The sequence below is a fragment of the Bradyrhizobium sp. BR 1433 genome (genome assembly GCF_051547665.1).
Taxonomy (GTDB): domain Bacteria; phylum Pseudomonadota; class Alphaproteobacteria; order Rhizobiales; family Xanthobacteraceae; genus Bradyrhizobium; species Bradyrhizobium australafricanum.
On the sequence record NZ_JBPUGG010000001.1, the window covers coordinates 1,348,525 to 1,374,316 of the forward strand.

The window sequence follows — 25,792 nt, forward strand, 5'->3', positions numbered from 1 at the left end:
CATATCGGGCGCGGCATGCAGCGCCGCAATTGCATCTCACCGATGCGTGAGGAAGACAGTACACAAGACGACGTCGTCCTGGCGAAAGCCAGGACCCATTACCACCGCATTCGATTGTGAACGCGACCGTTGCCCCATCGCCGTGCAACAATGAGCAGTTGGGGTAATGGGTCCTGGCTTTCGCGAGGCCGACGACGGGGATAGAGCGACGCCACCAAAACAAAAACGGCGCCCGAAGGCGCCGCTTTCAAAACCTGGCTCGAGAGCGGCCTGCGCCGCCTCAGCGAGAGCGGCTTACGCCGCCTCGGCTTCCTTGTCCTGGGTCGGACCGGAATCCTGGCCCTTGGCGTCGACGTCGCGGTCGACGAACTCGATCACGGCCATCGCCGCGTTGTCGCCGTAGCGGAAGCCGGCCTTGATGATGCGGGTGTAGCCGCCCTGGCGGTCCTTGTAGCGGGTCGCCAGCGTGTCGAACAGCTTCTTGACCTGGTCGAGGTCGCGCAGCTCCGAGATCGCCTGGCGGCGCAGGGCCAGACCGCCCTTCTTGCCGAGGGTGACGAGCTTCTCGACGATCGGCCGCAGCTCCTTGGCCTTCGGCAGCGTGGTGACGATCTGCTCGTGCTTGATCAGCGCGGCCGCCATGTTGGCGAACATCGCACGCCGGTGCTCGGCGGTGCGGTTGAGCTTCCGATGAACCTTGCCGTGACGCATTGACTTATTCCTTCTTCAATTCTGCCGCGGTGGTTCAGCGACAAGTTTTGCAGGTGGGCATCCTGCGTTCGCCCGCAAAAGCGCCTTAGCGCGCTTTTGCTATCTTGTTTGAGCATGATCCTCGCCGGAAAACCGCTCCGCACTTTTCCGGGATCATGCTGCGTAAAAAATCGTGGCCGGAAGTTTCCGGCCACGACGGTGGAATCGGATCAGTAGTGATCCTCGAAGCGCTTGGCGAGTTCGTCGATGTTCTCCGGCGGCCAGCCCGGCACTTCCATGCCGAGGTGCAGACCCATCTGGGCCAGCACTTCCTTGATCTCGTTCAGCGACTTGCGGCCGAAGTTCGGGGTGCGGAGCATTTCCGCTTCCGACTTCTGCACGAGGTCGCCGATGTAGACGATGTTGTCGTTCTTCAGGCAGTTTGCCGAACGCACCGACAGCTCGAGCTCGTCGACCTTCTTGAGGAACGCCGGGTTGAACGCGAGATCGGGGATGATCTCCTGCGTGACTTCCTTGCGCGGCTCTTCGAAGTTGACGAACACGTTGAGCTGATCCTGCAGGATGCGCGCGGCGTAGGCCACCGCGTCCTCCGGCGTGATCGCGCCGTTGGTCTCGATCGTCATGGTCAGCTTGTCGTAGTCGAGGATCTGGCCCTCACGGGTGTTCTCGACCTTGTAGGACACCTTGCGGACCGGTGAGAACAGGCTGTCGACCGGGATCAGGCCGATCGGAGCATCCTCGGGACGGTTGCGCTCGGCGGCGACATAGCCCTTGCCGGTCGTGACCGTGAACTCCATGCGGATCTCGGCGCCGTCGTCCAGCGTGCAGAGCTGCAGGTCGGGGTTGAGCACCGTGACATCGCCGACGGTCTGGATGTCGCCGGCGGTGACGGCGCCCGGGCCCTGCTTCTTCACGACCATGCGCTTCGGGCCTTCGCCCTGCATCTTGATCGAGATGTCCTTGATGTTGAGGACGATGTCGGTGACGTCTTCACGGACACCGGCGATCGAGGAGAACTCGTGCAGCACGCCGTCGATATGCACCGACTGCACCGCCGCGCCCTGCAGCGAGGACAACAGGATGCGGCGCAGCGCGTTGCCGAGCGTCTGGCCGAAGCCACGCTCGAGCGGTTCGGCGACCACGGTGGCGAACCGGCTCGCGTCCGAGCCCGGCGTCACCTGCAGCTTGTTCGGTCGAATGAGTTCTTGCCAATTTTTCTGGATCGTCACTGTTTCACCCATTTGCCGGTCACAGGGCCAAATCGAATGGCCGAACCCGGCGTTGGAGATCGCGGATCAGTCCGCGCGGTCAATTCCAAAAACCATCACAGGGCGGCCAGATGCCGCCCGCGACTTACAGATCAAACGCGCCGACGCTTGCGCGGACGGCAGCCATTGTGCGGGATGGTGGTCACGTCGCGGATCGAGGTGACGGTGAAGCCCGCAGCCTGCAGCGCACGGAGCGCCGACTCACGGCCCGAACCCGGGCCGGCCACTTCAACCTCCAGCGTGCGCATGCCGTGTTCCTGCGCCTTCTTGGAGACGTCTTCGGCCGCGACCTGCGCCGCATAGGGGGTCGACTTGCGTGAGCCCTTGAAGCCCATGGTGCCGGCCGACGACCAGGCAATGGTGTTGCCCTGCGCGTCGGTGATGGTGATGGTCGTGTTGTTGAACGACGAATTCACGTGCGCGATGCCGGAGGCGATGTTCTTGCGTTCGCGGCGGCGTACGCGGGTGGCTTCCTTGCCCATTTCAAACCTTTCCTGTGATCTCGACGCCGCCGTAGTGCCAGCGGCTACACCTCAAAACGCAAATGGCGAGTAGCGAATTTCCATTCGCTACTCCCCACCTGCAATTCGCAAAACTTACTTCTTCTTGCCGGCGATCGCCTTGGCCGGCCCCTTGCGCGTGCGCGCATTGGTGTGGGTGCGCTGGCCGCGCACCGGCAGACCGCGGCGATGACGCAGACCGCGATAGCAGCCGAGGTCCATCAGCCGCTTGATGTTGATGCCGACCTCGCGGCGGAGATCGCCCTCGACCAGATAGTCGCGGTCGATCACTTCACGTATCTGCAGGACCTCCTGGTCGGTCAACTGGTTGACGCGACGGTCCAGCGGGATCTTGACCTTCTCGATGATGTCGGCCGCGTTCTTCTGGCCGATGCCATGGATATACTGAAGCGCGATCAGGACGCGCTTGTTGGTAGGAATGTTGACGCCGGCAATACGGGCCACGGACTTCTCTCCTGTCGCCGATCCATCACGGATACGGGCTTCTCGGGTTCTTGCTCTCTCGGGCTTGTGTCCACAAACGCGAACACGACGCCCTCCCCTCATGTCCTTCGGGGCCCGGCATCGTCATAAAACTATCCAACTTGGATGCGGGGCTTATTAAAGGATTTATGTCGGTTTCGTCAACCGCTCCTAGCGTTTAGCTCGCTTTTTCGTGAGCTTTTTTGCCGCCTTTTTGGCGGTCTTTGCTCCCTTGCGGGCTTTCGCGGCGCGGGCGGCCTTCTTTACCGCCTTCTTCGCGGCTTTCTTCACGGTTTTCTTGGCCGCTTTGGCCTTGGAGGACGCCTTGGCAGCTTTCCGGGCCGATTTGGCGGCCTTTTTGGCTGGTTCAGCTGCCTTCCGGGCCGGCTTCTTGCTGGCCTTCATGGCCGCCTTGGCGGCCTTTTTAGCCGCCTTCGGGGCGTGATCCTCGTGATCCTTCGGTTCCAGCGCGCCGAGCGCGGTCAGGATCCGGTTGATCTCGCGGGTGACGTGCTCGATGGTCATCATGCCATCGACCGTCAGGAGCTTCCGCCGCTCCGAATAATAGTGAATCAGCGGCTCCGTCAGCGAACGGTACTGCGCCAGGCGCTTGGTCAGCACTTCCGGCGTGTCGTCGAGGCGGACTTCCTCGCCGCGCGCGCGGGTTTCCTCGGCACGCTTCTCAACGCGGGCGAGCAGCGCGCTCTCATTGACGCGAAGCTCGACCACCGCGTCGAGCTTGAGGTGCTTTTTCCGGAGCAGATCGTCGAGCGCCTCGGCCTGCGGCACGGTGCGCGGGAAGCCGTCGAGAATGAAGCCCTTCTTGGCATCGGGCTCCTCGATGCGGTCGGCGATGATTCCCACCACGACCTCGTCGGGAACCAGGCCGCCATTGGCCATGATCTCCTTGGCCTGCAAGCCGATCGGCGTGCCCGCGGCGACCGCAGCGCGCAGCATCTCACCGGTCGAGAGCTGGACGATGCCGTGCTTGTGCACCAGCCGCTGCGCCTGGGTTCCCTTGCCCGAGCCCGGCGGCCCCAAAAGGATCAATCTCATTTCTGTTTCGCCCCCCGGCTAGGTGGGCGACGTCCGCACACCTGTGTTTTGAGTTCGAAGCCGCGCCGCGATCAGCGGCGGCGGCCCCCCCTGAGCTTCGACTTCCTGATCAGCCCTTCATACTGATGAGCGAGCAGATAGCCCTGCACCTGCGACACCGTATCCATCGTCACGCTGACGACGATCAACAGCGAGGTGCCGCCAAAGTAGAACGGGACCGATGCGTAGGAAATCAGAATTTCAGGAATCAGGCAGACGATCGCGAGATAGACCGCGCCGAGCACCGTGACGCGCGACAGCACATAGTCGATATACTCGGCGGTGCGCTCGCCGGGCCGGATGCCGGGGATGAAGCCGCCATGCTTCTTCAGATTGTCCGCGGTCTCGGTCGGGTTGAACACGATCGCGGTGTAGAAGAACGCGAAGAACACGATCAGCGCGAGATACATGAACAGGAACAGCGGCCGGCCGTGGCTGAGCTGGGTCGTGATCCACTGGAACCATTCCGGCCCCTTGCCGGCGTTGAAGTTCGCGACCGTGGTCGGCAGCAACAGCAGCGACGAGGCGAAGATCGGCGGAATCACGCCCGAGGTGTTGAGCTTGAGCGGCAGATGCGAGGACTGGCCCTCGAACATCTTGTTGCCGACCTGACGCTTCGGATACTGGATCAAAAGCCGGCGCTGCGCGCGCTCCATGAACACGATGAAGGCGATCACGGCGACCGCCATCACGATGACGATCAGGATCAGGCCGGTCGACATCGCACCCTGACGGCCGAGTTCCAGCATGTTGGCGAGCGCCGACGGCAATTCGGCGACGATGCCGGCCAGGATGATCAGCGAAATACCGTTGCCGATGCCGCGCGAGGTGATCTGCTCGCCGAGCCACATCAGGAACATGGTGCCGCCGGTCAGCGTGATCGCGGTCGAGATCCGGAAGAACATGCCGGGGTCGCTGACGACATTGCCGGCGCCTTCGAGGCCGATCGCGATGCCATAGGACTGGAACAGCGCCAGGATCACCGTCAGATAGCGGGTGTACTGGTTCAGCGTCTTGCGGCCCGCCTCGCCTTCCTTCTTGAGCGCCTCGAGCTGCGGCGACACGGTGGTCAGAAGCTGCACGATGATCGATGCCGAGATGTACGGCATGATGTTCAGCGCGAAGATCGCCATGCGGTGGATGCCGCCGCCGGCGAACATGTTGAACATGCCGAGGATGCCGCCGGACTGGCTGCGGAACACCTGCTCCCAGATGTTGGGATCGATGCCGGGCAGCGGGATGTAGGTGCCGAGCCGATAAACAAGCAGCGCACCCAGGGTGAACCAGATGCGCTTCTTCAGCTCGTCGGCTTTCGCCAGCTGTCCGAAATTGAGGTTGGCGGCAAGTTGTTCGGCTGCTGAGACCATGTTTCGGCTTTCTCCCGGAGCCCCATTCGCCGGCGCCCCCAAAGAGATCAATTCCCTGGGCGCCGGCAGACACCGGACATTATCTGGTGCTCGGCCTCGATAAGTCCATCATTCGATCTGCGGATTGCCCGCGCGTCGCGGGCAATGACGCAGATGTTACGCCGCCTCGCCTTCTTCCTTGGCGGGGGCCAGGATCTTGACCGAGCCGCCGGCCTTCTCGACCGCGGCAATGGCCGACTTGGAAGCGCCGTGCACCTCGATGGTCAGCTTGGTCTTGATCTCGCCGCGGCCGAGCAGCCGCAGGCCGTCCTTGGCGCGGCGCAGCACGCCGGCCTTGACCAGCGATTCGGCGTTCACCGTCGCGCTCGCATCGACCAGCTTGTTGTCGATCGCTTCCTGCAGACGGTCGAGATTGATCTCGGCGAAGTCGAGCCGGAAGATGTTGTTGAAGCCGCGCTTCGGCAGACGGCGATGCATCGGCATCTGGCCGCCTTCGAAACCTTTGATGCGGACGCCCGAACGCGCGGTCTGGCCCTTGCCGCCGCGGCCCGAGGTCTTGCCCTTGCCGGAACCGATGCCACGGCCGACACGCATGCGCTTCTTGCGCGAGCCGGCGTTGTCGGCGATATCGCTGAGCTTCATCGCCCTTCTCCTTATCTCTGCTTACTCGCCGACGACGCGGACGAGATGCTGAACCTTGCTGATCATGCCGCGAACTTCAGGGGTATCCTGCAGCTCGGCAACCCGGCCGATCTTGTTGAGCTTGAGGCCGATCAGCGTCGAACGCTGCGAGTGATGGCGGCGGATTGCGCTGCCGATCTGCTCGACCTTGATGGTCTTGCTGGCCTTGGCCATGACAGTAACTCCGAATAGCGCTTCGAGAAGCGCGCGTTGTTATTCCGCCACCACTTCGGCGTCGCCGCCGACGCGGCGCGACTGCAGGGTGGAGACCTTGATGTTGCGGCGTGCCGCCACCGAGCGCGGCGAATCCTGATGCTTCAGCGCGTCGAACGTCGCGCGAACCATGTTGTAGGGATTCGACGAGCCGATCGACTTCGCCACCACGTCCTGGATGCCGAGCGTCTCGAACACCGCGCGCATCGGGCCGCCGGCGATGATGCCGGTACCGGCCGGAGCGGCACGCAGGTAGACGCGGCCGGCGCCGTGACGGCCGGCGATGTCGTGATGCAGCGTGCGGCCTTCGCGAAGCGCGACGCGCGTCAGGTTGCGCTTCGCCGATTCGGTCGCCTTGCGGATCGCTTCCGGAACTTCGCGCGCCTTGCCGTGGCCGAACCCGACCCGGCCCTTCTGGTCGCCGATCACGACCAGCGCCGCAAAGCCGAAGCGCTTGCCGCCCTTGACGACCTTCGCCACGCGATTGATGTGGACGAGCTTGTCGACGAACTCGCTGTCGCGCTCCTCGCGCTCCCTGCTCCGTTCGCGTCCGCCGCGTTCGCGTTCACCTGCCATGGTGTTTTCCAATCTCTAGGAGGCCTTGCGCCTCTTTCCTCGTCATCGTTCGTAAAGTTTAGAAGCTCAATCCGCCTTCGCGCGCCGCATCCGCGAGCGCCTTGACGCGCCCGTGATAGATGTAGGCGCCGCGATCGAACACGACTTCCTTGACGCCCTTCTGCGCCGCGCGCTCGGCGAGCAGCTTGCCGACCGCCTTTGCCGCATCGATGTCGGCGCCGGTCTTGCCGGCGTCGCGCATGGTCTTCTCCAGCGACGAGGCGGAAGCGAGCGTCTCGCCCTTCTGGTCGTCGATGACCTGGGCGTAGATGTGCTTGGACGAGCGGAACACCGACAGCCGCGGACGGCCGCCTGCCGAGCGGCGAAGCGCAAGGCGCACGCGCTGCTTGCGCCGGGCATTCGTAACCTTGAGTGACATGACCGGCTCCGTTACTTCTTCTTGCCTTCCTTGCGGAAGATGAATTCGTTGGCGTACTTCACGCCCTTGCCCTTGTAGGGCTCCGGCGGACGGTAGGCGCGGATCTCGGCGGCGACCTGGCCGACGCGCTGCGGATCGTTGCCGGTGATCGTGATCTCGGTCGGCTTCGGCACCGCGATGGTGATGCCTTCCGGGATCGCGTACACCACGTCGTGGCTGTAGCCGAGCGCGAGCTGCAGGTTCTTGCCCTGCATCGCGGCGCGGTAGCCGACGCCGGTGATCTCGAGCTTCTTCTCGAAGCCCTTGGTGACGCCCTCGACGAGGTTGGCGACCTGCGCGCGCGCGGTGCCGTACATCGCCTGCGCGCGGTTGGTCTTGACCCGCGGAGCGACCTTGACCTGACCGTTCTCGAACTTCACCTCGACGTCGTCATGCACGACGAACTGAAGCTGGCCCTTCGGCCCCTTCACCTTGACGGTCTGGCCCTCGACGGTCGCCGTCACACCCGACGGGATCGCCACCGGCCTTTTGCCGATACGTGACATCGTAAAATCCTTCCTCAGAACACCGTGAAGAGAACTTCGCCGCCCACGTTGGCGTCGCGCGCCTGGTGGTCAGCCATGATTCCCTTCGGCGTCGACAACACCGAAATGCCGAGACCGTTGTTCACGCGCGGCAGGTTCTTCACCGAGGCGTAAACGCGGCGGCCCGGCTTCGACACCCGCTCGATCTCGCGGATGACGGGCTCGCCGTCGAAATACTTCAGCTCGATCTCGAGCTCGCTGCGGCCCGAGGCATGCTCGACGCTGGCGTAGCCGCGGATGTACCCCTCGGACTTCAGCACCTCGAGCACGTTGGCGCGCATCTTCGAGCCGGGGCTCGAGACCTTGGACTTGGAGCGCATCTGCGCGTTGCGGATGCGGGTGATGAGATCGCTGATCGGATCGTGCGTAGACATTGTTCCGACCCTCCCTTACCAGCTCGACTTCACGAGGCCGGGAACCAGGCCCTTGGAGCCGAGTTCACGCAGCGCGATGCGCGAGAGCTTGTTCTTGCGATAGTTCGAGCGCGGACGCCCGGTCAGCTCGCAACGGTTGCGGATGCGCGTCGGCGACGAGTTGCGCGGCATCTCGGCGAGCTTCAGCGTCGCCGCGAAGCGCTCTTCCATCGGCTTGGTCTTGTCGGCGATGATCGCCTTCAGCTTCTCGCGGCGCGGGCCGGCGTTCTTCGCCATCCGCTTGCGCCGGTTGTTCTTCTCGACTGAACTCTTCTTTGCCATGCTTGGCTCCTGGGTATCCGCGTTTGAGTGGCTTTGGCTCAGCTACTCACTGCCGGAACGGGAAATTGAAAGCGGTCAACAAGGCACGCGCCTCGTCGTCGGTCTTGGCGGTGGTGCAGACCGTGATGTCCATGCCACGCGCTTCCGAGACCTTGTCGAAGTCGATCTCGGGGAAAATGATGTGCTCCTTGATGCCGAGCGAATAGTTGCCACGGCCGTCGAAGCTCTTCGGGTTCAGGCCGCGGAAGTCGCGGACGCGGGGCAGCGCCACGTTCACCAGGCGGTCGATGAACTCGTACATATGGGTCTTGCGCAGCGTGACCTTACAGCCGATCGGCTGGTTCTCACGCAGCTTGAAGGTCGCGATCGCGATCCGCGAATAGGTCACGATCGCCTTCTGGCCGGCGATCTGGGTCAGCTCGGCGGCGGCGGTCTCGGCCTTCTTGCGATCGTTGACGGAGTCGCCCACGCCCATGTTGAGCACGACCTTGTCGAGGCGCGGCACCTGCATCACGTTGGCATAACCGAACTTCTCGGTCATCATGCCGCGGATCTTCTTGTCGTACTCCGCGCGCAGACGCGGCGTGTAAGCTGTATCAGCCATCGATCTCTGCTCCCGAGCTCTTGGCAACACGAACCTTCTTGCCATCGGCCTGAATCTTGAACCCGATGCGGGTCGGCTTTCCGTCCTTGCCGACATACGCAATGTTCGAAAGGTCGATCGGCATCTCCTTGGAGATGATGCCGCCTTCCTGGGTCTGGGTCTGCTTCTGGTGACGCTTCACCATGTTGATGCCGCGAACGAGAGCCTTGTTCTGTCCGGACGCACCTCGAACACCTCGCCGGTGCGACCCTTGTCGCGGCCGGTGAGCACCATCACCTTGTCGCCCTTGCGGATCTTGGCAGCCATCACAGCACCTCCGGCGCGAGCGAAATGATCTTCATGTGGTTCTTGGCGCGCAGCTCGCGCGGCACCGGCCCGAAGATACGGGTGCCGACCGGCTCGGACTGATTGTTGATCAGCACGGCGGCGTTGCGGTCGAAGCGGATGACCGAACCGTCGGCGCGGCGGATGTCCTTGCGGACCCGGACCACGACGGCCTTCATCACGTCGCCCTTCTTCACCTTGCCACGCGGAATGGCTTCCTTGATCGACACAACGATAACGTCGCCCACGGTGGCATAGCGGCGCTTGGAACCTCCAAGAACCTTGATGCACATGACACGGCGTGCGCCTGAATTATCGGCCACGTCGAGGTTGGTCTGCATCTGAATCATTGATGCACCTCGTCCTCTTTCTGCGCTTCAGCGCGCTCAAAATTTCCCTGAATTCCCTCGGCCAGGCCGAAGTAATCAGGCCGTTTTCTTGTGTTCGCCCCGGACCACGGTCCAGCGCTTCAGCTTCGAGATCGGCTTCGATTCCTCGATCCAGACCATGTCGCCCGGCTTGAACTGGTTGTTCTCGTCGTGCGCGTGGTAGTTCTTGGAACGGCGGATCGTCTTCTTGTAGATCGGGTGGGTGAAGCGGCGATCGACGCACACCACGATGGTCTTGGCTTGCTTGTCGCTGACGACCACGCCCTGCAGAGTACGTTTCGGCATAGCTGGCCCCTTACTTCTTCTTCGCGCGCTGCTGGGCAGCGATGGTCTTGATACGAGCGATATCGCGGCGGGCTTCCCGCATCCGCGAGGTGTTCTCCAGCTGCCCGGTGGCGCGCTGGAAACGCAGGTTGAAGCGTTCCTTCTTCAGATTCAGGATCGCGTCTTCCCGCTGGTCGTCGCTCATCGCGCGAATGTCTTCAACTTTCATCTCGGCCATGGCTATTACTCCGCAATGCGCGCAACGAAGCGCGTCTTGATCGGCAGCTTGGCGGCGGCGAGCGACAGCGCTTCCTTCGCGGTCTGCACCGGCACGCCGTCGATCTCGAACATCACGCGGCCCGGCTTGATCCGGACCACCCACAATTCCGGGGCACCCTTGCCGGAGCCCATGCGGACTTCGGCGGGCTTCTTCGACACCGGCACGTCCGGGAACACGCGGATCCAGACGCGGCCGGCGCGCTTCATGTGACGGGTCAGCGCGCGGCGGGCGGCTTCGATCTGACGGGCGGTGACGCGCTCAGGCTCCATCGCCTTCAGGCCGAACTGGCCGAACGCCAACGTCGCGCCAGAGGTCGCAACGCCGTGGATACGGCCCTTATGCGCCTTCCGGAACTTCGTTTTCTTAGGTTGCATCATGGCTTTAAGCCCTCAAATTCCTGCTTTGCCTCAAGCGGCGTCGCGGCGCGAACGCGGCGTGCTGTCGCCTTCGGCCATCTTCTTGTCCTGGGCCATCGGATCGTGCTCGAGGATCTCGCCCTTGAAGATCCAGACCTTGACGCCGCAGGTGCCGAAGGTCGTGAACGCGGTGGCAACGCCGTAGTCGACGTCGGCGCGCAGCGTGTGCAGCGGCACGCGACCTTCGCGGTACCACTCCATGCGCGCGATTTCGGCGCCGCCGAGACGGCCCGAGCAGTTGATGCGGATGCCACCGGCACCGAGACGCATCGCCGACTGCACGGCGCGCTTCATGGCGCGGCGGAACGCGACGCGGCGCTCGAGCTGCTGGGCGATCGATTCAGCGACCAGGGTCGCGTCGAGCTCAGGCTTGCGGATTTCGACGATGTTGATCACGACGTCCGACGAGGTGATGTCGGCAACCTTCTTGCGCAGCTTGTCGATGTCGGCGCCCTTCTTGCCGATCACGACGCCCGGACGGGCCGAATGGATCGTCACGCGGCACTTCTTGTGCGGACGCTCGATCACGATGCGGGCGACGGCCGCCTGCTTGAGCTCCTTGTGCAGGATCTCGCGGATCTTGACGTCCTCGTGCAGCAGCTTGCCGTATTCCTGCTTGCCGGCGAACCAACGGGAGTCCCAGGTCCGGTTGATGCCGAGACGCAGCCCGATTGGATTGATCTTTTGACCCATCGTCTTCTCCTGCGCCCTTCTTAGGCGCTTGCCTCGGCCTCGACCTGACGAACCACGATGGTCAGGTGCGAGAACGGTTTGAACACACGGCCCGAACGGCCACGGCCGCGCGGAGCAAAACGCTTCATCACGATGCCATTGCCGACATGCGCCTCGGCGACGACCAGATCGTCAACCTCGAGGTCATGGTTGTTCTCGGCGTTCGCGATCGCCGATTCCAGACACTTCTTGACATCGACCGCGATCCGCTTGCGCGAGAACTGCAGGTCGGCGAGCGCAGCGGACGCCTTGCGGCCGCGGATCAGCTGCGCCACCAGGTTGAGCTTCTGCGGGCTGACGCGCAGCATGCGGGCGACGGCCTTGGCCTCATTGTCCGCGAGGCTACGTTCGCGCTTTGGTTTGCTCATCGGTTAATCCTCAAGCCTTCTTGGCTTTCTTGTCGCCCGAATGGCCGTGGAAGGTCCGGGTCGGCGAGAACTCGCCGAACTTGTGACCCACCATTTCCTCGTTGATTGCCACCGGCACGTGCTTGTGGCCGTTATAGACGCCGAACGTCAGGCCGACGAACTGCGGCAGGATGGTCGAGCGGCGGCTCCAGATCTTGATGACGTCGTGACGGCCGGACGAGCGCGCGGCATCTGCCTTCTTGAGCAGAGAACCCTCGACGAACGGGCCTTTCCAGACTGAACGAACCATGTCCGGCGTTCCTTACTTCTTCCGCTTGTGGCGGCTGAGGAGAATGAATTTGTTGGTCGACTTGTTGGTGCGGGTCTTCTTGCCCTTGGTCGGCTTGCCCCACGGAGTAACCGGGTGGCGACCGCCCGAGGTACGACCTTCACCACCGCCGTGCGGGTGATCGATCGGGTTCATGACGACGCCGCGGTTGTGCGGACGCCAGCCGAGCCAGCGGGTACGACCGGCCTTGCCGATCGAGATGTTCATGTGATCCGGGTTGGAGACCGCGCCGATCGTGCCGCGGCAACGGCCGTGCACCAGACGCTGCTCGCCCGAGTTCAGGCGGACGATCACGTAGTCCTGGTCGCGGCCGACAATCTGGGCGTAGGTGCCGGCGGAGCGCGCCAGCTGACCACCCTTGCCGATCTTCAGCTCGATGTTGTGCACGATCGTGCCGACCGGCATGTTGCCGAGCGGCATGACGTTGCCCGGCTTGACGTCGACATAGTTGCCGGCGACGACGGTGTCGCCTGCCGCCAGGCGCTGCGGCGCCAGGATGTAGGCCAGCTCACCGTCCTGATACTTGATCAGCGCGATGAACGCGGTGCGGTTCGGATCATACTCGAGCCGCTCCACGACCGCCGGCATGTCCACCTTGTCGCGGCGGAAGTCGACGGTGCGGTAGGCCTTCTTGTGGCCGCCGCCGCGGAAACGCACGGTGATGCGACCGGTGTTGTTGCGACCGCCGTTGCCGAGCTTGCCCTCGGTCAGGGTCTTCACCGGCTTGCCCTTGTAGAGCGCCGAACGATCGACCATGACCAGCTGGCGCTGGCCCGGCGTCGTGGGATTGTAGGTTTTCAATGCCATCGTCGTTGCGCCTTATAGTCCGGTAGTCACGTCGATGCGGTGGCCCTCTTCCAGGGTCACGATCGCGCGCTTGGTGTCCGACTGCGAGCCGAGATTGCCGCGGAACACCTTGGTCTTGCCCTTGCGAACGAGAGTGTTGACGCTCTTCACCTTGACGTCGAACAGCTTCTCGACCGCTTCCTTGATCTGCGGCTTGGTCGCCTTGCCGGCGACCTTGAACATCACCTTGTTGTGCTCGGAGGCGAGCGTCGCCTTTTCCGTCACGACGGGAGAGATGATGACGTCGTAGTGGCGCGGATCGATGTTCTTCATTTGAAGCGCGCCTCCAGCGCATCAACCGCAGCCTTGGTCAGCACCAGCTTCTGGCGGCGGAGAATGTCGTAGACGTTGATGCCCTGGATCGGCAGCACGTTGATGTTCGGAATGTTCCGGGCCGCGGTCGCGAAACCGGCGTTCAGCTCGGCGCCGTCGATGATCAGCGCGTTGGTCAGTCCGAGGCCGGAGAAGTGGCCGAGCAGCGCCTTGGTCTTGGCGGCCTCGAGCTGCGCATTGTCGATCACGATCAGCCCGCCGTCCTTGGCCTTGGCCGAGAGCGCATGCTTGAGCGCGAGCGCGCGCACCTTCTTCGGAAGGTCGGTCGCATGGGAGCGAACGACCGGACCGAACGCACGGCCACCGCCGCGGAACTGCGGCACGCGGGCCGAGCCGTGACGGGCGCCGCCGGTGCCCTTCTGCTTGTACATCTTCTTGCCGGTGCGCCAGATCTCGGCGCGGCCCTTGGCCTTGTGGGTGCCGGCCTGACGCTTGTTCAGCTGCCACTGCACGCAGCGCTGGATGATGTCGGCGCGCGGCTCGAGACCGAAGATCGCGTCCGAGAGCTCGACGGATCCGGCGTCCTTGCCTTCAAGGGTCGTGACTTTCAATTCCATCTCACACGCCCTCCTTCTCGGCCACAGCCTCGGCAGCTTCGCCACCTGCAACCTTGAACTTGCCGGGCTTCGGGGCGTCCTTCGGCAGCGGCTTCTTGACCGCGTCGCGCACCGAGATCCAGCCGCCCTTGGAGCCGGGAACGGCGCCTTCGACGAGGATCAGGCCGCGCTCGACGTCGGTCGAAACCACGCGCAGATTGAGCGTGGTGATGCGGTCGACGCCCATGTGACCGGGCATCTTCTTGTTCTTGAAGGTCTTGCCGGGGTCCTGACGGCCACCGGTCGAACCGATCGAACGGTGCGAGATCGACACACCGTGGGTGGCGCGCAGACCGCCGAAATTCCAGCGCTTCATGCCGCCGGCGAAGCCCTTACCGATCGAGGTGCCGGTCACGTCGACGAACTGGCCGACCACGAAATGGTCCGCCTGGATTTCCGCGCCGACCGGGATCAGCGCGTCCTCGGACACGCGGAACTCGGCGACCTTGCGCTTCGGCTCGACCTTGGAGACCGCGAACTGGCCACGTTCGGCCTTGGGCATGTACACGGTCTTGCGGGCGCCCGAGCCGAGCTGAAGAGCGACATAGCCGTTCTTCTCGGTCGTGCGGTGGCCCAGCACCTGGCAGTTGCCCAACTTCAGCACGGTCACAGGGATATGCTCGCCGGTCTCCGTAAAGACCCGCGTCATCCCGACCTTTTGTGCGATCACTCCGGAGCGCATCGGCGTGCTTCCTGTCTTTCTGTCCGCAAGCGGCGGACGTAAAAATCCAAAACCTTAGAGCTTGATCTCGACGTCGACACCGGCGGCCAGGTCGAGCTTCATCAGCGCATCGACGGTCTGCGGGGTCGGGTCGACAATGTCGAGGAGGCGCTTGTGGGTGCGCATCTCGAATTGCTCGCGGCTCTTCTTGTCAACGTGCGGCGAACGGTTGACGGTGAACTTCTCGATGCGGGTCGGCAGCGGAATCGGTCCGCGAACCTGCGCACCGGTGCGCTTCGCCGTGTTCACGATCTCGCGGGTCGACGTATCGAGGATTCGATGGTCGAACGCCTTGAGACGGATGCGAATATTTTGGCCGTTCATTGCCGTATTCTTTCTTTAGTGAGTGGCGAGTAGCGAATAGCGAATGGAGTGACCCACTCGCTACTCGCCATTCCCTATTCGCGTAGTTACTCGATGATCGCGGCGACGACGCCGGCGCCGACGGTGCGGCCGCCTTCGCGGATCGCGAAGCGCAGCTTCTCTTCCATCGCGATCGGCACGATCAGGTGCACTTCCATCGCGATGTTGTCGCCCGGCATCACCATCTCGGTGCCTTCCGGCAGGTGCACGACACCGGTCACGTCGGTGGTGCGGAAGTAGAACTGCGGACGGTAGTTGGTGAAGAACGGGGTGTGGCGACCGCCCTCTTCCTTGGTGAGGATGTAAGCCTCAGCCTTGAACTTGGTGTGCGGCTTGACCGAACCGGGCTTGCATAGCACCTGGCCACGCTCGACTTCTTCGCGCTTGGTGCCGCGGAGCAGCGCACCGATGTTGTCGCCGGCCTGGCCCTGATCGAGCAGCTTGCGGAACATTTCGACGCCGGTGACGATGGTCTTCTGGGTGTCGCGGATACCGACGATTTCGATTTCCTCGCCGACCTTGATCACGCCGCGCTCAACACGGCCGGTGACGACGGTGCCGCGGCCCGAGATCGAGAACACGTCTTCAACCGGCATCAGGAACGGCTGGTCGATCGGACGCTCCGGCTGCGGGATGTACTCGTCGACGTTGCGCATCAGCTCGAGGATGGCGTCGTGGCCGAGCTTCTTGTCCTTGTCTTCGAGGGCGGCGAGCGCCGAGCCCTTGATGATCGGGATCTTGTCGCCCGGGAATTCGTACTTCGAGAGCAGCTCGCGGACTTCGAGCTCGACGAGCTCGAGCAGCTCCGGATCGTCGACCATGTCGCACTTGTTGAGGAACACGACGAGCGCGGGCACGCCGACCTGGCGGGCGAGCAGGATGTGCTCGCGGGTCTGCGGCATCGGGCCGTCAGCAGCCGACACGACCAGGATCGCGCCGTCCATCTGGGCGGCACCGGTGATCATGTTCTTCACGTAGTCGGCGTGGCCGGGGCAGTCGACGTGGGCGTAGTGGCGGTTGGTCGTCTCGTACTCGACGTGAGCGGTCGAGATCGTGATGCCGCGGGCCTTCTCTTCCGGCGCCTTGTCGATCTGGTCGTAGGCGGTGAACGTCGCGCCGCCGGTTTCTGCGAGCACCTTGGTGATCGCTGCGGTCAGCGAGGTCTTGCCATGGTCGACGTGACCGATGGTGCCGATGTTGCAGTGGGGCTTGTTACGTTCGAATTTAGCTTTGGCCATTTGACTCTCCGTTCAATCGTTGACTGCCATCAACGACAATCAGGCAAACTTCTTCTGGACTTCAGCCGACACGTTCGCCGGAGCTTCGGCGTAGTGATCGAACTGCATGGTGAAGGTCGCGCGACCCTGGCTCATCGAGCGCAGGTTGTTCACGTAACCGAACATGTTCATGAGCGGCACCATCGCGTTGATGACGTTGGCGTTGCCGCGCATGTCTTGGCCCTGGATCTGGCCACGCCGGGAATTCAGGTCGCCGATGACCGAACCGGTGTAGTCTTCCGGGGTCACCACCTCGACCTTCATGATCGGCTCGAGCAGAACGGACTTGCCCTTCGTCAACGCTTCGCGGAACGCAGCCCGCGATGCGATTTCGAACGCCAGTGCCGACGAGTCGACGTCGTGATACTTGCCGTCGACCAGCTGCACCTTGACGTCCACCACCGGGAAGCCGGCAACGACACCGGAGCCCATCACGCTGTTGAGGCCCTTTTCGACGCCGGGGATGTATTCCTTCGGCACCGCGCCGCCGACGATCTTCGACTCGAACTCATAGCCCTTGCCGGGCTCGTTCGGCTCGACGACGATCGACACTTCGGCGAACTGACCGGTACCGCCGGTCTGCTTCTTGTGGGTGTACTTGACTTCGGCCTTCTTGGTCACGCGTTCGCGGAACGCCACCTGCGGCGCGCCGATGTTGGCGTCGACCTTGTAGGTGCGCTTGAGAATGTCGACCTTGATGTCGAGATGCAGTTCGCCCATGCCCTTGAGAATGGTCTGGCCGGACTCCTGGTCGGTCGACACGCGGAACGACGGATCTTCCGCGGCGAGCTTGGCAAGCGCCACGCCGAGCTTTTCCTGGTCGGCCTTCGACTTCGGCTCGATCGCGATCTCGATCACCGGCTCCGGGAATTCCATCTTCTCGAGGATCACCGGCTTGTCGGGATCGCACAGCGTGTCACCGGTGCGCGCTTCCTTCAGGCCGGCCAGCGCGACGATGTCGCCGGCATAGGCTTCCTTGATGTCTTCGCGGTTGTTCGCATGCATCAGCAGCATGCGGCCGATACGCTCTTTCTTCTCGCGGGTCGAGTTCACCACGCCGGTGCCCGACTGCAGGACGCCGGAATAGATGCGGCAGAAGGTGATGGTGCCGACGAACGGGTCGTCCATGATCTTGAACGCGAGCAGCGCCAGCGGCTCCTTGTCGTCCGCCTTGCGCACGACCTCGTTGCCGTCATCATCGATGCCCTTGATCGCGGGCACGTCGATCGGCGACGGCAGGTAGTCGACGACGGCGTCGAGCAGCGGCTGCACGCCCTTGTTCTTGAACGCGGAGCCGCACAGCACCGGATAGAAGGCGCCGGTCAGCACAGCCTTGCGGATCAGGCGCTTCAGGGTCGCCTCGTCCGGCTCCTTGCCGTCGAGGAACGCAGCCAAAGCGTCGTCGTCGAGCTCGACGGCGGCTTCCACCATCTTCTCGCGATATTCCTTGGCCTGCTCGACCATGTCTTCCGGGATGTCGACATAGTCGAACTTGGCGCCGAGGGATTCATCGTTCCAGACGATGCCCTTCATGACGACCAGGTCGACGAGGCCTTTGAAATTGTTCTCGGCACCGATCGGAAGCTGGATCGCGATCGGCTTGGCACCGAGGCGGTCGACGATGTCGGACAGGCACTTGAAAAAATCGGCGCCGGTCTTGTCCATCTTGTTGGCGAAGACGATGCGCGGCACCTTGTACTTGTCGCCCTGGCGCCAGACGGTCTCGGTCTGCGGCTCGACGCCCTGGTTGGAGTCGAGAACGCAAACGGCGCCGTCGAGCACGCGCAGCGAACGCTCGACTTCAATCGTGAAGTCGACGTGGCCGGGGGTGTCGATGATGTTCAGACGCTTGCCGTTCCAGAACGCGGTGGTCGCAGCCGAGGTGATCGTGATGCCACGCTCCTGCTCCTGCTCCATCCAGTCCATCGTCGCGGCACCTTCGTGCACTTCGCCGATCTTGTGGCTCTTGCCGGTGTAATAGAGAATGCGCTCGGTGGTCGTGGTCTTACCGGCATCGATATGCGCCATGATACCGAAGTTGCGGTAGTTCTCTATGGCATGAACGCGGGGCATAGGCTGTTCCTTAAATTCCGTTATTCGCCTTACCAGCGATAGTGCGAGAAGGCGCGGTTGGCTTCCGCCATCCGGTGCACGTCTTCACGCTTCTTGACGGCGTTGCCACGATTGTTCGAGGCATCGAGCAGCTCAGCCGAGAGACGCTCCGTCATGGTCTTCTCGTTGCGCTCGCGCGCGGCCGAGATCAGCCAGCGAATGCCGAGCGCCTGACGGCGCACCGAACGGACTTCGACCGGAACCTGGTAGGTCGCGCCGCCGACACGGCGGGAACGAACCTCGATGGTCGGCATCACGTTCTCGAGCGCCTGCTCGAACACGCCGAGCGGGGGCTGCTTGGTCTTGGCCTCGATCATGCCGAGCGCACCGTAGACGATGTTTTCGGCAACCGACTTCTTCCCGGCGTACATCACCGAGTTCATGAACTTCGTAATGATGATGTTCCCGAACTTCGGATCCGGAAGAACTTCACGCTTCTCGGCAGAATGGCGACGCGACATCTGATCGTTTCCCGCTTACTTCGGACGCTTCGCGCCGTACTTCGAACGACGCTGCTTACGGTTCTTGACGCCCTGGGTATCCAGCACGCCGCGGAGGATGTGGTAGCGCACACCGGGCAAGTCCTTGACGCGGCCGCCGCGGATCATGACCACCGAGTGCTCCTGCAGGTTATGGCCCTCACCCGGGATGTAGCCGATCACCTCGAAGCCGTTGGTCAGGCGCACCTTGGCGACCTTACGAAGCGCCGAGTTCGGCTTCTTCGGGGTCGTGGTGTAGACGCGCGTGCACACGCCGCGCTTCTGCGGCGACTGCTGCAGCGCCGGCACCTTCTTACGCGACTTCTGCACTTCACGCGGATTTGCGATCAGCTGGTTGATCGTCGGCATGCAGCCTTCACCCTTTAGTTCGCGCGAAAACCTTGAATGGCTCCGCAAATTTCTTCTCAGGACTAGCCGTCCCGCACGGCCCGCTCGACACGGAACAAACAACCGTGCAAAGCGAAATCGCGCCAACCACCCATCGCTGAGCGGAAAGCGCATCGACGCCACAGAGGACCGCGATCCCGAACCGTTCAGCGTTCGCTGTTCGGTCCGCCACCGAGGTCATGCATCCGAATTCACTCTCAAGAGGACGTGCTCAAGAGAACTAATATCGTCCTGGCATTGCCTAGCTATCATCGACAGCGTTTGAGCGGCATTCGTCGAGGTTGGTGCCCGTCCGGCTCCTCAAAAAGGACCTTCGGGTGTTCCGTTCCGACGCTGGCGTAGCTCACCGCCTGTCGTTAAGTGGGCGCCTTGTATAATCGAGAGATAGTGAAGTCAAGCAAAACGACAAGCGAAGAAACGCCTCTGGCACTTGCGGATTTCGCATTTCACCGAGGTTCGGCGCAAGGCGAAATGTGACGGCCGACCGACCTTCCCGCGCACTTCATCCGAATCTTCGGGCGCGTGCGGAATCATATTACATCCGGGTAAAATATGAATAGAAACAACTCTTCCCAAGTTAGTCCCGAAGGCAAACTTCGAAACTAAGCCTTTATTTGCCATTCGCAGCGCAAAAATCGGGGTCACAGCCACGGAAATCTCATGCGGTACACCGACATCGCGATCATCGGCGGCGGTCTTGCGGGCTCGACCGCAACCGCCATGCTCGGCCGTGCCAGGATACCGACGATCCTGATCGACCCCCACCGGGTCTACCCGTTCGATTTCCGTGTCGAAAAGATCGGCGGCGACCTCCAGCTCGAGCGATTCGCCAGGACCGGCCTCGCCGAGTCGGTGCTCCGCTCGGCGACGCTGGACGGCGAGAACTGGATCGCGCGATTCGGCCGGTTGCTCGACCGGCAGCCGAGCCGGCAATACGGCATCATGTACGACGCGCTGATTGCGGCGATTCGGAACGAAATCGCCGGGCCGGCGGAATTCATCTGCGACAAGGTGATCAATGTCGCGACCAGTTCCGAGCGGCAGCGGCTCGTGCTTGCCAATGGCGAGGAGATCTCGGCGCGCCTTGTGGTGCTTGCCAACGGCCTGAACGTCGGGTTGCGCCGGATGCTCGGCATCGAGCGGCTGGTCACGAGCTTCTGCCACTCGATCTCGCTCGGCTTCGATTTCGTCCCCGTCGGCCGCCCCGCCTTCCCGTTCGCGGCCATGACCTACTTCTCGGAGCGGCCGAGCGATCGCATCCCCTACATCACGCTGTTTCCGATCGGAAACCGGATGCGCGCCAACCTCTTCACCTATCGCAAGGCCGACGATCCCTGGCTGCGGGCGATGCGGCGCAATCCGGTGGAGACGCTGAACGCCGCGCTGCCGCGACTGCGCAGGCTCACCGGCGAGTTCGACATCGCCGGCGATATCAAGATCAGGCCCGCCGACATCTTTGTCAGCACCGGCTATCGGCAGGCCGGCGTGGTGCTGGTCGGTGATGCCTTCGCCAGCACCTGCCCCGTCACTGGCACCGGTACCGACAAGGTGTTCACCGACGTCGCTCAGCTCTGCAACGTCCACATCCCGGCCTGGCTGTCGACCGACGGCATGGGCGAGGAGAAGATCACCGCGTTCTACGACGATCCGGTCAAGACCGCCTGCGACGCCTGGTCGAACGCCAAGGCATTCAGCTTCCGCGAGGTGTCGGTCGGCAGCGGGCCCACGTGGCAGGCCCAGCGCTGGGCGCGCTTTTTCGGCTATCTCGGCCGCGGCTGGCTGCGCCGGCTGCACAACCCTGCGGCGGCGGCGTCAACGACGCAGCCGGCCAACCACTTCCGGCAACGTCCGCACGCCGCGGACCGGGCGTAACGAAAAATCTGGCGCTCGACCATCGCCCGCGACGCGGGCCTCACGCCTCCTCATCCTCGTCTTCGTCCTCATCTTCATCATCGTCATCATCGTCATCATCCGCGTCGTCGCCGTCCTCGTCGTGATTCAGATGTCCCTGGTCGTCCCACAGCTTGCGATAGACGCCATTGCGGGCCAGCAGCTCCTCGTGCGAGCCGCGTTCGATCGCCCTGCCGCCGGAGATCACGATGATCTCGTCCATCTCGACCACCGAAGTCAGGCGATGCGTCGACCAGATCATGGTGCGGCCCTCGGCGACCTTGAGCAGCGTGCGATTGATCGCAGCCTCCGTGGTCTGGTCGAGCGCCGAGGTCGCCTCGTCGAGCAGCAGCACGGACGGGTTGCGGATGATCGCGCGCGCGATCGCGATGCGCTGGCGCTGGCCGCCCGACAGGGTATCGCCGCGCTCGCCGACCGGCGTGTCGTAGCGCTGCGGCAGGCTCATGATGTAGCGATGGATCTCGGCCTTGCGGGCAGCGTCCTCGACCTCCGCGTCGGTCGCGCCTTCCTTGCCGAGCCGGATGTTCTCGCGGATCGACATGTTGAACAGCATGTTCTCCTGGAACACGACCGCCATGTTGGCCCGCAGCGACTCGCGCGTCACCCGGCGGATATCGACGCCGTCGACGGCGACGCGGCCCTCGTCCGGCACGTAGAGCCGCAGGATCAGGTTGATCAGCGTGCTCTTGCCCGAGCCGCTGGGACCGACGATCGCAATGCTCTTGCCGGCATTGAGCTTGAGGCTGAGATTGTCGAGCACCGGCGTCTGTGCCCCCTCATACTGGAAGGTGACGCGATCGAAGGAGATGTCGTTGGTGATGCGCGGCAGATCCGGCGCGCCGGGACGGTCGGCGCCGCGGGTCGGCTCGTCGAGCAGTTCCTGGATGTGCCGCACCGCCGCCGCCGACTGGATCGACACCGGGATGAAATGCATCAGATGGGCGATGTTGTAGGATACCTCCCAGAACGCACTCTCGAAGGTCACGAAGGTGCCGACGGTGATCTGCCCCTTGGTGGCGAGATAGGCGCCGATCGCTAGCACCACGAGGTGGAGCAGCAGCACCGCGATGGTGACGGTGCGCTCCACCATGGTCGACAGGAACATGGCTGACGCGGCCTTGGCCCGGACGTCGCGGTTGCGCATCGTGAACCAGCCGAGCGCCCGGCGCTGCAGATTGAACGCCTTCACCACCGCCTGCGCGGCAACGTTCTCCTGCACGGTTCCGAGCAGCGCGGCCTCGTTCTGCTTCTGCTCGTAATTGGCCTGCACCGCCTTCGGCGTCAGGATGCGCGGCCCGATCAGGGTGATCGGAAACACCAGCAAGGCGACCACGGCAAGCTGCCAGTTCAGGAACAGCATCAGGATGATGCCCGCGACCAGTTCGAGGCCCGGCAGCGCCGCGCTGTTGGCGAAGGTCTTGACCGAGCCCTCGAACGCCGACAGATCGATCGAGAAGCGCGACAGGATCTCGCCGCGCTTGGTGCGCGCGAAATAGGCCGACGGCAGGTTCTGGACATGGTCGAACAGCCGCGTCCGCACGTCGGCGATGATGCCGGCGGCAAGCCGCGCATCCCAGCGCTCGTACCAGACCGCGATGATCGAGGTGACGATGCCGGCCACCGCGAGCACGCCGAGGATCTTATAGAGGGCCCCGAAATCCTCCTCGCCGAGCGCGTCGTCGATCAGGAATTTCAGGCTGAGCGGCATGATGACGTTGAACAACGTCTCGACCAGCACGCCGAAGGCGACGCAGGCGAACGGCTTCTTGTAGTCCGCCAGGATCGGCCTGACGAAGCCAAACATCGTGGAGAGCGCGCCGGCGGCTTCCTTGGCGGTGAAGACGACGAGGTCCTCGTCATCATCGTCGTCATCAAGCTCGAACTCGTCGTCCGCGTCGTCGTCCTCTTCGTCGTCAGCCGGCGCCGCAGCCGGCTTTGTGGAGGCGGCCGCCGCGGGCGGACCGGACGCGGGCTTCTTCTTCAGCTCGGGATCGTCGGCCGCCGCTCTCGTCGGATCGTCCGATGCAGGAGGTCTTGATGCAGGAGGTCTTGGCGCCATGAAACCAACCGATGCTCCACGGCCGGCATGACCGCAAATCGAAACCGCAGCTGATGACACTGCGGCCGCAATTCTATGCGATCATGACGAATTCGGCAAAGCGTTTGGAACGGCCGACGCGTCGCCGCACGCTCTCGCGGAGCAAAGCATTGCCGCCGTTTGGACAGCTGGTTGACACGAGGCCGGTCGGCTGACGGCAAAAGCTTCCGGTCGGTCCCGCTAGTCGTCGAGGTCGGCTTCGACCTTGTCGAAGAAGGAATAGCGCAGGCTGTCGGAGTCTGCGTACCACTGCCCCGGCCCCTTGTTGGCGGCCAGCGTCAATGTCCACAGCGCATCGGTGCAGTCGCGGCGGTGCATCGACAGATCGAAGCCGTTGCCGAAGAACAATTCCGACCACTCCCACCAGGTGCCGAGCTTCTTCACCCCGCGCAGCAGGTCGTAGCGATCGATCACCGCCGGCGCCATGTCGGACGTCACCGACGCGAACACGACGCCGGTCTTGACCACGCGGTTGAGCTCGCGCACGGCGCGCATGACCTGCTTCTCGCCGAGATGGCACAGTGAGGTCTCGAACACGAAGTCGAACTCGTTGGCCTTGAACGGCATGTCGGCGATCGAGCCGAGCTTGTTGTACTTCTTGAGCGCCTTCGGCGTCTTGCCGTGGATGTAGCGATTGTTCTCGATGCCCCAGGCATCGATCCCACGTTCGCGCAGCGCGCCAACCAGTTCGCCGCTGGCGGAGCCGGCGATCAGCAGCTTGTAGCCCTTCGCCCTGCCCCAGACCGTCTTGATCAGGTCCGTCAGATAGGCAGGGTCGGTGAAGTTGCGCCAGACCTCGCTGTAGGGGCCGACGCCGCGATAATTGTCGAAATAGCTGCGGTCGATCTTGTCGGACAGCGAGCTCTCGTCCTGCGCGCGGCTACGGCGCAGCCGCATCATCTCGGTGAGGATGATGTCGGTCGCGGCATCGGAGGAATCGAGCAGTCCGTTCAGCGTCGAATCGAATAGATAATCGCCGACCACCACGATGCCGGGGTGCTCCTTCGGCTCGGGCCGGTGGTTGGTCATGACGTCGCGCACCGGCAGGCCGCCCGGCAGCGCGTTGACCGACGACAGCCAGCGATGGATCTTGCCTTCCAGGAAATGCTCGCGCGCATCGCCGAGCGAGGCCGGCAGCGACTTCAACGCGGCATCGATCAGCTCCTGGTCGCCGAGATTGGCGAAGGCCAGCGCATCCGAGCCTGCGATCAGCCAGTTCAGCACGCCGTGCCGGCCGACATCGTGGCGCGCGCCCTCATTGTAGACGCAGCAGCCGCCGAACGCTTCCGACATGAACCATGCGCCCGGGATCTTCTCGCCCCAGAACGGCTCGTCGAACAGGATCGAGACCCGCAGATAGTGCGCGGGCCGGTCGAAATAGGCGACGTGCTTGACCATCGACTTGCGCAGCTGTTCGCCGTCCCAGCGCATGGTCGCGAGCCAGGAGTGCGGCAGGCAGACCAGCACGAGATCGAAGTCGCGCGTCTCCGGCCCCTTGCCGTTCATCATGTCGAGCTGATAGCGGCCGCCAGCGGTCTTGCCGACCTTGAGCACACGATGGTTGAGCTGGATGTCGGCGCTGACTTCCGAGCGCAGACAATCGATCAGCTGCTCGTTGCCGTTCTGGATCGAGTACAGGCCGATATAGCCGTCAACGTCCATCACGTAGTTCTTCAGCGCGTTGAGGCCGTTGGTGTTGTGGCTCTCGGTCGCGATGTCGGAACGCGCCATCACCTTGAAGAAGCGCTTGGCGGTCGCGTCCTCGACCTCCTCGTCGAGAACCTGCTCGGCGGTCTTGTAGGCCCACGGGTGTTCGTTGTCGTGGGCGCCGACGCCCTCGTAATATTCGATCGGCGACACCAGGTCGCTGCAGCGCTTGCGGAACGCCTCGATCGCGGCCGCGGTCTTCGCCCCGTATTTGCGGCGCATGCCGGGAACGTCGGCAAGCAACTCGCCGTCGAGCTGCACCTGCTCGGCGTCCATCGGGATCGTCTGCAGGCCGAAATGCTGGATCAGCTCGCGCAGCGGGTCCGGCCCCGTCATCGAGTAATCATAGATCTCGGCGACGCCGGCCTCATACATCGCGGGCGCGGTGTCGAATTTGCGCGTGACGATCTTGCCGCCGAGGCGGTTCGACGCCTCGAAGATGGTAACGCGGCAGAGGTCGCCGAGTTTGCGCTTCAAATACCAGGCGCTCATCAGCCCCCCGGGGCCGCCGCCTACGATAGCCAAGTCGAGCATATGGATTCCGTCGTCTCCGGCGCGAGCCAAACAGCCGGTCTAAGTCACCCTAGCAAAGGCACTTTTTTGCCTGAAGGAAAGATGAACAAACTGCGTCCCTGCACCGCAGCA

General features: G+C 63.3%; 33 protein-coding genes and 1 pseudogene. 1 reads left to right on the forward strand and 33 read right to left on the reverse strand.

The window, feature by feature from the left end; translation table 11 throughout:
• Positions 1-294 precede the first annotated feature (294 nt).
• The 31 genes and pseudogenes from rplQ to rpsL form a co-directional block, all read right to left on the reverse strand.
• Positions 295-711 (reverse strand): 50S ribosomal protein L17, encoded by a 417-nt coding sequence (gene rplQ, locus ACSKB9_RS06845; protein WP_097675083.1) that lies wholly within the window; start codon positions 709-711, stop codon positions 295-297.
• A gap of 209 nt (positions 712-920) precedes the next feature.
• Positions 921-1,952 carry a DNA-directed RNA polymerase subunit alpha gene (locus tag ACSKB9_RS06850; protein WP_035631062.1) on the reverse strand — a complete coding sequence of 344 codons (1,032 nt, stop codon included), beginning with the start codon at positions 1,950-1,952 and terminating at the stop codon, positions 921-923.
• Positions 1,953-2,071: 119 nt separating this feature from the next.
• Positions 2,072-2,461: a 30S ribosomal protein S11 gene (gene rpsK / locus ACSKB9_RS06855; protein WP_006021048.1), complete on the reverse strand. Its 390-nt coding sequence runs from the start codon at positions 2,459-2,461 to the stop codon at positions 2,072-2,074.
• Positions 2,462-2,575: 114 nt separating this feature from the next.
• Positions 2,576-2,944: a 30S ribosomal protein S13 gene (rpsM, locus tag ACSKB9_RS06860; protein WP_057019544.1), complete on the reverse strand. Its 369-nt coding sequence runs from the start codon at positions 2,942-2,944 to the stop codon at positions 2,576-2,578.
• A gap of 189 nt (positions 2,945-3,133) precedes the next feature.
• Positions 3,134-4,018, reverse strand: a complete 885-nt coding sequence (locus ACSKB9_RS06865) for an adenylate kinase (RefSeq protein WP_438072164.1) — start codon at positions 4,016-4,018, stop codon at positions 3,134-3,136.
• A 71-nt stretch (positions 4,019-4,089) separates the two neighbouring features.
• Positions 4,090-5,424 (reverse strand): preprotein translocase subunit SecY, encoded by a 1,335-nt coding sequence (secY, locus tag ACSKB9_RS06870; RefSeq protein ID WP_438072166.1) that lies wholly within the window; start codon positions 5,422-5,424, stop codon positions 4,090-4,092.
• Positions 5,425-5,580: 156 nt separating this feature from the next.
• Complete coding sequence (gene rplO / locus ACSKB9_RS06875) at positions 5,581-6,066, reverse strand: 50S ribosomal protein L15 (protein ID WP_092082428.1); 486 nt, start codon at positions 6,064-6,066, stop codon at positions 5,581-5,583.
• Positions 6,067-6,087: 21 nt separating this feature from the next.
• A complete protein-coding gene (gene rpmD, locus ACSKB9_RS06880; RefSeq protein ID WP_028335461.1) occupies positions 6,088-6,279 on the reverse strand; it encodes a 50S ribosomal protein L30 in 192 nt (63 codons plus the stop codon).
• 39 nt (positions 6,280-6,318) lie between these two features.
• Entirely contained in the window at positions 6,319-6,894 is a 576-nt protein-coding gene (gene rpsE / locus ACSKB9_RS06885) for a 30S ribosomal protein S5 (RefSeq protein ID WP_016843761.1), read from the reverse strand.
• A gap of 58 nt (positions 6,895-6,952) precedes the next feature.
• Complete coding sequence (rplR, locus tag ACSKB9_RS06890) at positions 6,953-7,312, reverse strand: 50S ribosomal protein L18 (protein ID WP_016843760.1); 360 nt, start codon at positions 7,310-7,312, stop codon at positions 6,953-6,955.
• A gap of 11 nt (positions 7,313-7,323) precedes the next feature.
• Complete coding sequence (gene rplF / locus ACSKB9_RS06895; protein WP_024578581.1) at positions 7,324-7,857, reverse strand: 50S ribosomal protein L6; 534 nt, start codon at positions 7,855-7,857, stop codon at positions 7,324-7,326.
• A 14-nt stretch (positions 7,858-7,871) separates the two neighbouring features.
• A complete protein-coding gene (rpsH, locus tag ACSKB9_RS06900; RefSeq protein WP_018272133.1) occupies positions 7,872-8,270 on the reverse strand; it encodes a 30S ribosomal protein S8 in 399 nt (132 codons plus the stop codon).
• A 15-nt stretch (positions 8,271-8,285) separates the two neighbouring features.
• Positions 8,286-8,591: a 30S ribosomal protein S14 gene (rpsN, locus tag ACSKB9_RS06905; protein WP_016843757.1), complete on the reverse strand. Its 306-nt coding sequence runs from the start codon at positions 8,589-8,591 to the stop codon at positions 8,286-8,288.
• A gap of 46 nt (positions 8,592-8,637) precedes the next feature.
• Positions 8,638-9,195 (reverse strand): 50S ribosomal protein L5, encoded by a 558-nt coding sequence (gene rplE / locus ACSKB9_RS06910; RefSeq protein ID WP_016843756.1) that lies wholly within the window; start codon positions 9,193-9,195, stop codon positions 8,638-8,640.
• A pseudogene (gene rplX / locus ACSKB9_RS06915) lies at positions 9,188-9,501 on the reverse strand (50S ribosomal protein L24). Before rplX ends, rplE begins: the two are co-directional and overlap by 8 nt.
• Entirely contained in the window at positions 9,501-9,869 is a 369-nt protein-coding gene (gene rplN, locus ACSKB9_RS06920; RefSeq protein WP_011473865.1) for a 50S ribosomal protein L14, read from the reverse strand. The pseudogene rplX and the gene rplN overlap by 1 nt, the downstream one beginning before the upstream one ends.
• Positions 9,870-9,944: 75 nt before the next feature.
• Positions 9,945-10,193, reverse strand: coding sequence for a 30S ribosomal protein S17 (rpsQ, locus tag ACSKB9_RS06925; RefSeq protein ID WP_438072172.1), 249 nt, complete (start codon positions 10,191-10,193; stop codon positions 9,945-9,947).
• 10 nt (positions 10,194-10,203) lie between these two features.
• Positions 10,204-10,410, reverse strand: a complete 207-nt coding sequence (gene rpmC / locus ACSKB9_RS06930; protein WP_016843753.1) for a 50S ribosomal protein L29 — start codon at positions 10,408-10,410, stop codon at positions 10,204-10,206.
• Positions 10,411-10,415: 5 nt separating this feature from the next.
• The gene (gene rplP / locus ACSKB9_RS06935) at positions 10,416-10,829 is read right to left on the reverse strand and encodes a 50S ribosomal protein L16 (RefSeq protein WP_016843752.1); all 414 of its coding nucleotides are present in this window, start codon (positions 10,827-10,829) and stop codon (positions 10,416-10,418) included.
• Positions 10,830-10,859: 30 nt separating this feature from the next.
• Positions 10,860-11,561, reverse strand: coding sequence for a 30S ribosomal protein S3 (gene rpsC / locus ACSKB9_RS06940; protein WP_016843751.1), 702 nt, complete (start codon positions 11,559-11,561; stop codon positions 10,860-10,862).
• 20 nt (positions 11,562-11,581) lie between these two features.
• A complete protein-coding gene (gene rplV, locus ACSKB9_RS06945; protein ID WP_016843750.1) occupies positions 11,582-11,968 on the reverse strand; it encodes a 50S ribosomal protein L22 in 387 nt (128 codons plus the stop codon).
• 10 nt (positions 11,969-11,978) lie between these two features.
• Positions 11,979-12,257 carry a 30S ribosomal protein S19 gene (gene rpsS / locus ACSKB9_RS06950; RefSeq protein ID WP_028335459.1) on the reverse strand — a complete coding sequence of 93 codons (279 nt, stop codon included), beginning with the start codon at positions 12,255-12,257 and terminating at the stop codon, positions 11,979-11,981.
• 12 nt (positions 12,258-12,269) lie between these two features.
• On the reverse strand, positions 12,270-13,103 hold the full coding sequence (rplB, locus tag ACSKB9_RS06955; RefSeq protein WP_021081655.1) for a 50S ribosomal protein L2: 834 nt from the start codon (positions 13,101-13,103) through the stop codon (positions 12,270-12,272).
• 12 nt (positions 13,104-13,115) lie between these two features.
• Positions 13,116-13,415: a 50S ribosomal protein L23 gene (locus ACSKB9_RS06960; RefSeq protein WP_028339313.1), complete on the reverse strand. Its 300-nt coding sequence runs from the start codon at positions 13,413-13,415 to the stop codon at positions 13,116-13,118.
• A complete protein-coding gene (gene rplD / locus ACSKB9_RS06965; protein ID WP_438072175.1) occupies positions 13,412-14,032 on the reverse strand; it encodes a 50S ribosomal protein L4 in 621 nt (206 codons plus the stop codon). Before rplD ends, ACSKB9_RS06960 begins: the two co-directional genes overlap by 4 nt.
• A gap of 1 nt (position 14,033) precedes the next feature.
• The gene (gene rplC, locus ACSKB9_RS06970) at positions 14,034-14,753 is read right to left on the reverse strand and encodes a 50S ribosomal protein L3 (RefSeq protein ID WP_057019547.1); all 720 of its coding nucleotides are present in this window, start codon (positions 14,751-14,753) and stop codon (positions 14,034-14,036) included.
• A gap of 54 nt (positions 14,754-14,807) precedes the next feature.
• Entirely contained in the window at positions 14,808-15,116 is a 309-nt protein-coding gene (gene rpsJ, locus ACSKB9_RS06975; RefSeq protein ID WP_002712302.1) for a 30S ribosomal protein S10, read from the reverse strand.
• Between the two features lie 86 nt (positions 15,117-15,202).
• On the reverse strand, positions 15,203-16,393 hold the full coding sequence (gene tuf, locus ACSKB9_RS06980; protein WP_018272140.1) for an elongation factor Tu: 1,191 nt from the start codon (positions 16,391-16,393) through the stop codon (positions 15,203-15,205).
• Between the two features lie 39 nt (positions 16,394-16,432).
• Positions 16,433-18,505, reverse strand: coding sequence for an elongation factor G (gene fusA / locus ACSKB9_RS06985; RefSeq protein ID WP_438072184.1), 2,073 nt, complete (start codon positions 18,503-18,505; stop codon positions 16,433-16,435).
• A 29-nt stretch (positions 18,506-18,534) separates the two neighbouring features.
• Positions 18,535-19,005 (reverse strand): 30S ribosomal protein S7, encoded by a 471-nt coding sequence (gene rpsG, locus ACSKB9_RS06990; protein WP_021081660.1) that lies wholly within the window; start codon positions 19,003-19,005, stop codon positions 18,535-18,537.
• A gap of 15 nt (positions 19,006-19,020) precedes the next feature.
• Complete coding sequence (gene rpsL / locus ACSKB9_RS06995; RefSeq protein ID WP_006611834.1) at positions 19,021-19,392, reverse strand: 30S ribosomal protein S12; 372 nt, start codon at positions 19,390-19,392, stop codon at positions 19,021-19,023.
• A 699-nt stretch (positions 19,393-20,091) separates the two neighbouring features.
• On the opposite strand from rpsL, the gene ACSKB9_RS07000 reads away from it, so the two are divergent.
• Entirely contained in the window at positions 20,092-21,303 is a 1,212-nt protein-coding gene (locus tag ACSKB9_RS07000) for an FAD-dependent monooxygenase (RefSeq protein ID WP_438072186.1), read from the forward strand.
• Positions 21,304-21,343: 40 nt separating this feature from the next.
• Here the strand turns inward: ACSKB9_RS07000 and ACSKB9_RS07005 are convergent, their stop codons facing one another.
• Together ACSKB9_RS07005 and ACSKB9_RS07010 are read right to left on the reverse strand one after the other, a co-directional pair.
• Entirely contained in the window at positions 21,344-23,401 is a 2,058-nt protein-coding gene (locus ACSKB9_RS07005) for an ABC transporter ATP-binding protein (RefSeq protein ID WP_438072188.1), read from the reverse strand.
• A 219-nt stretch (positions 23,402-23,620) separates the two neighbouring features.
• A complete protein-coding gene (locus tag ACSKB9_RS07010) occupies positions 23,621-25,681 on the reverse strand; it encodes an FAD-dependent oxidoreductase (RefSeq protein ID WP_438072190.1) in 2,061 nt (686 codons plus the stop codon).
• Positions 25,682-25,792: the final 111 nt, after the last annotated feature.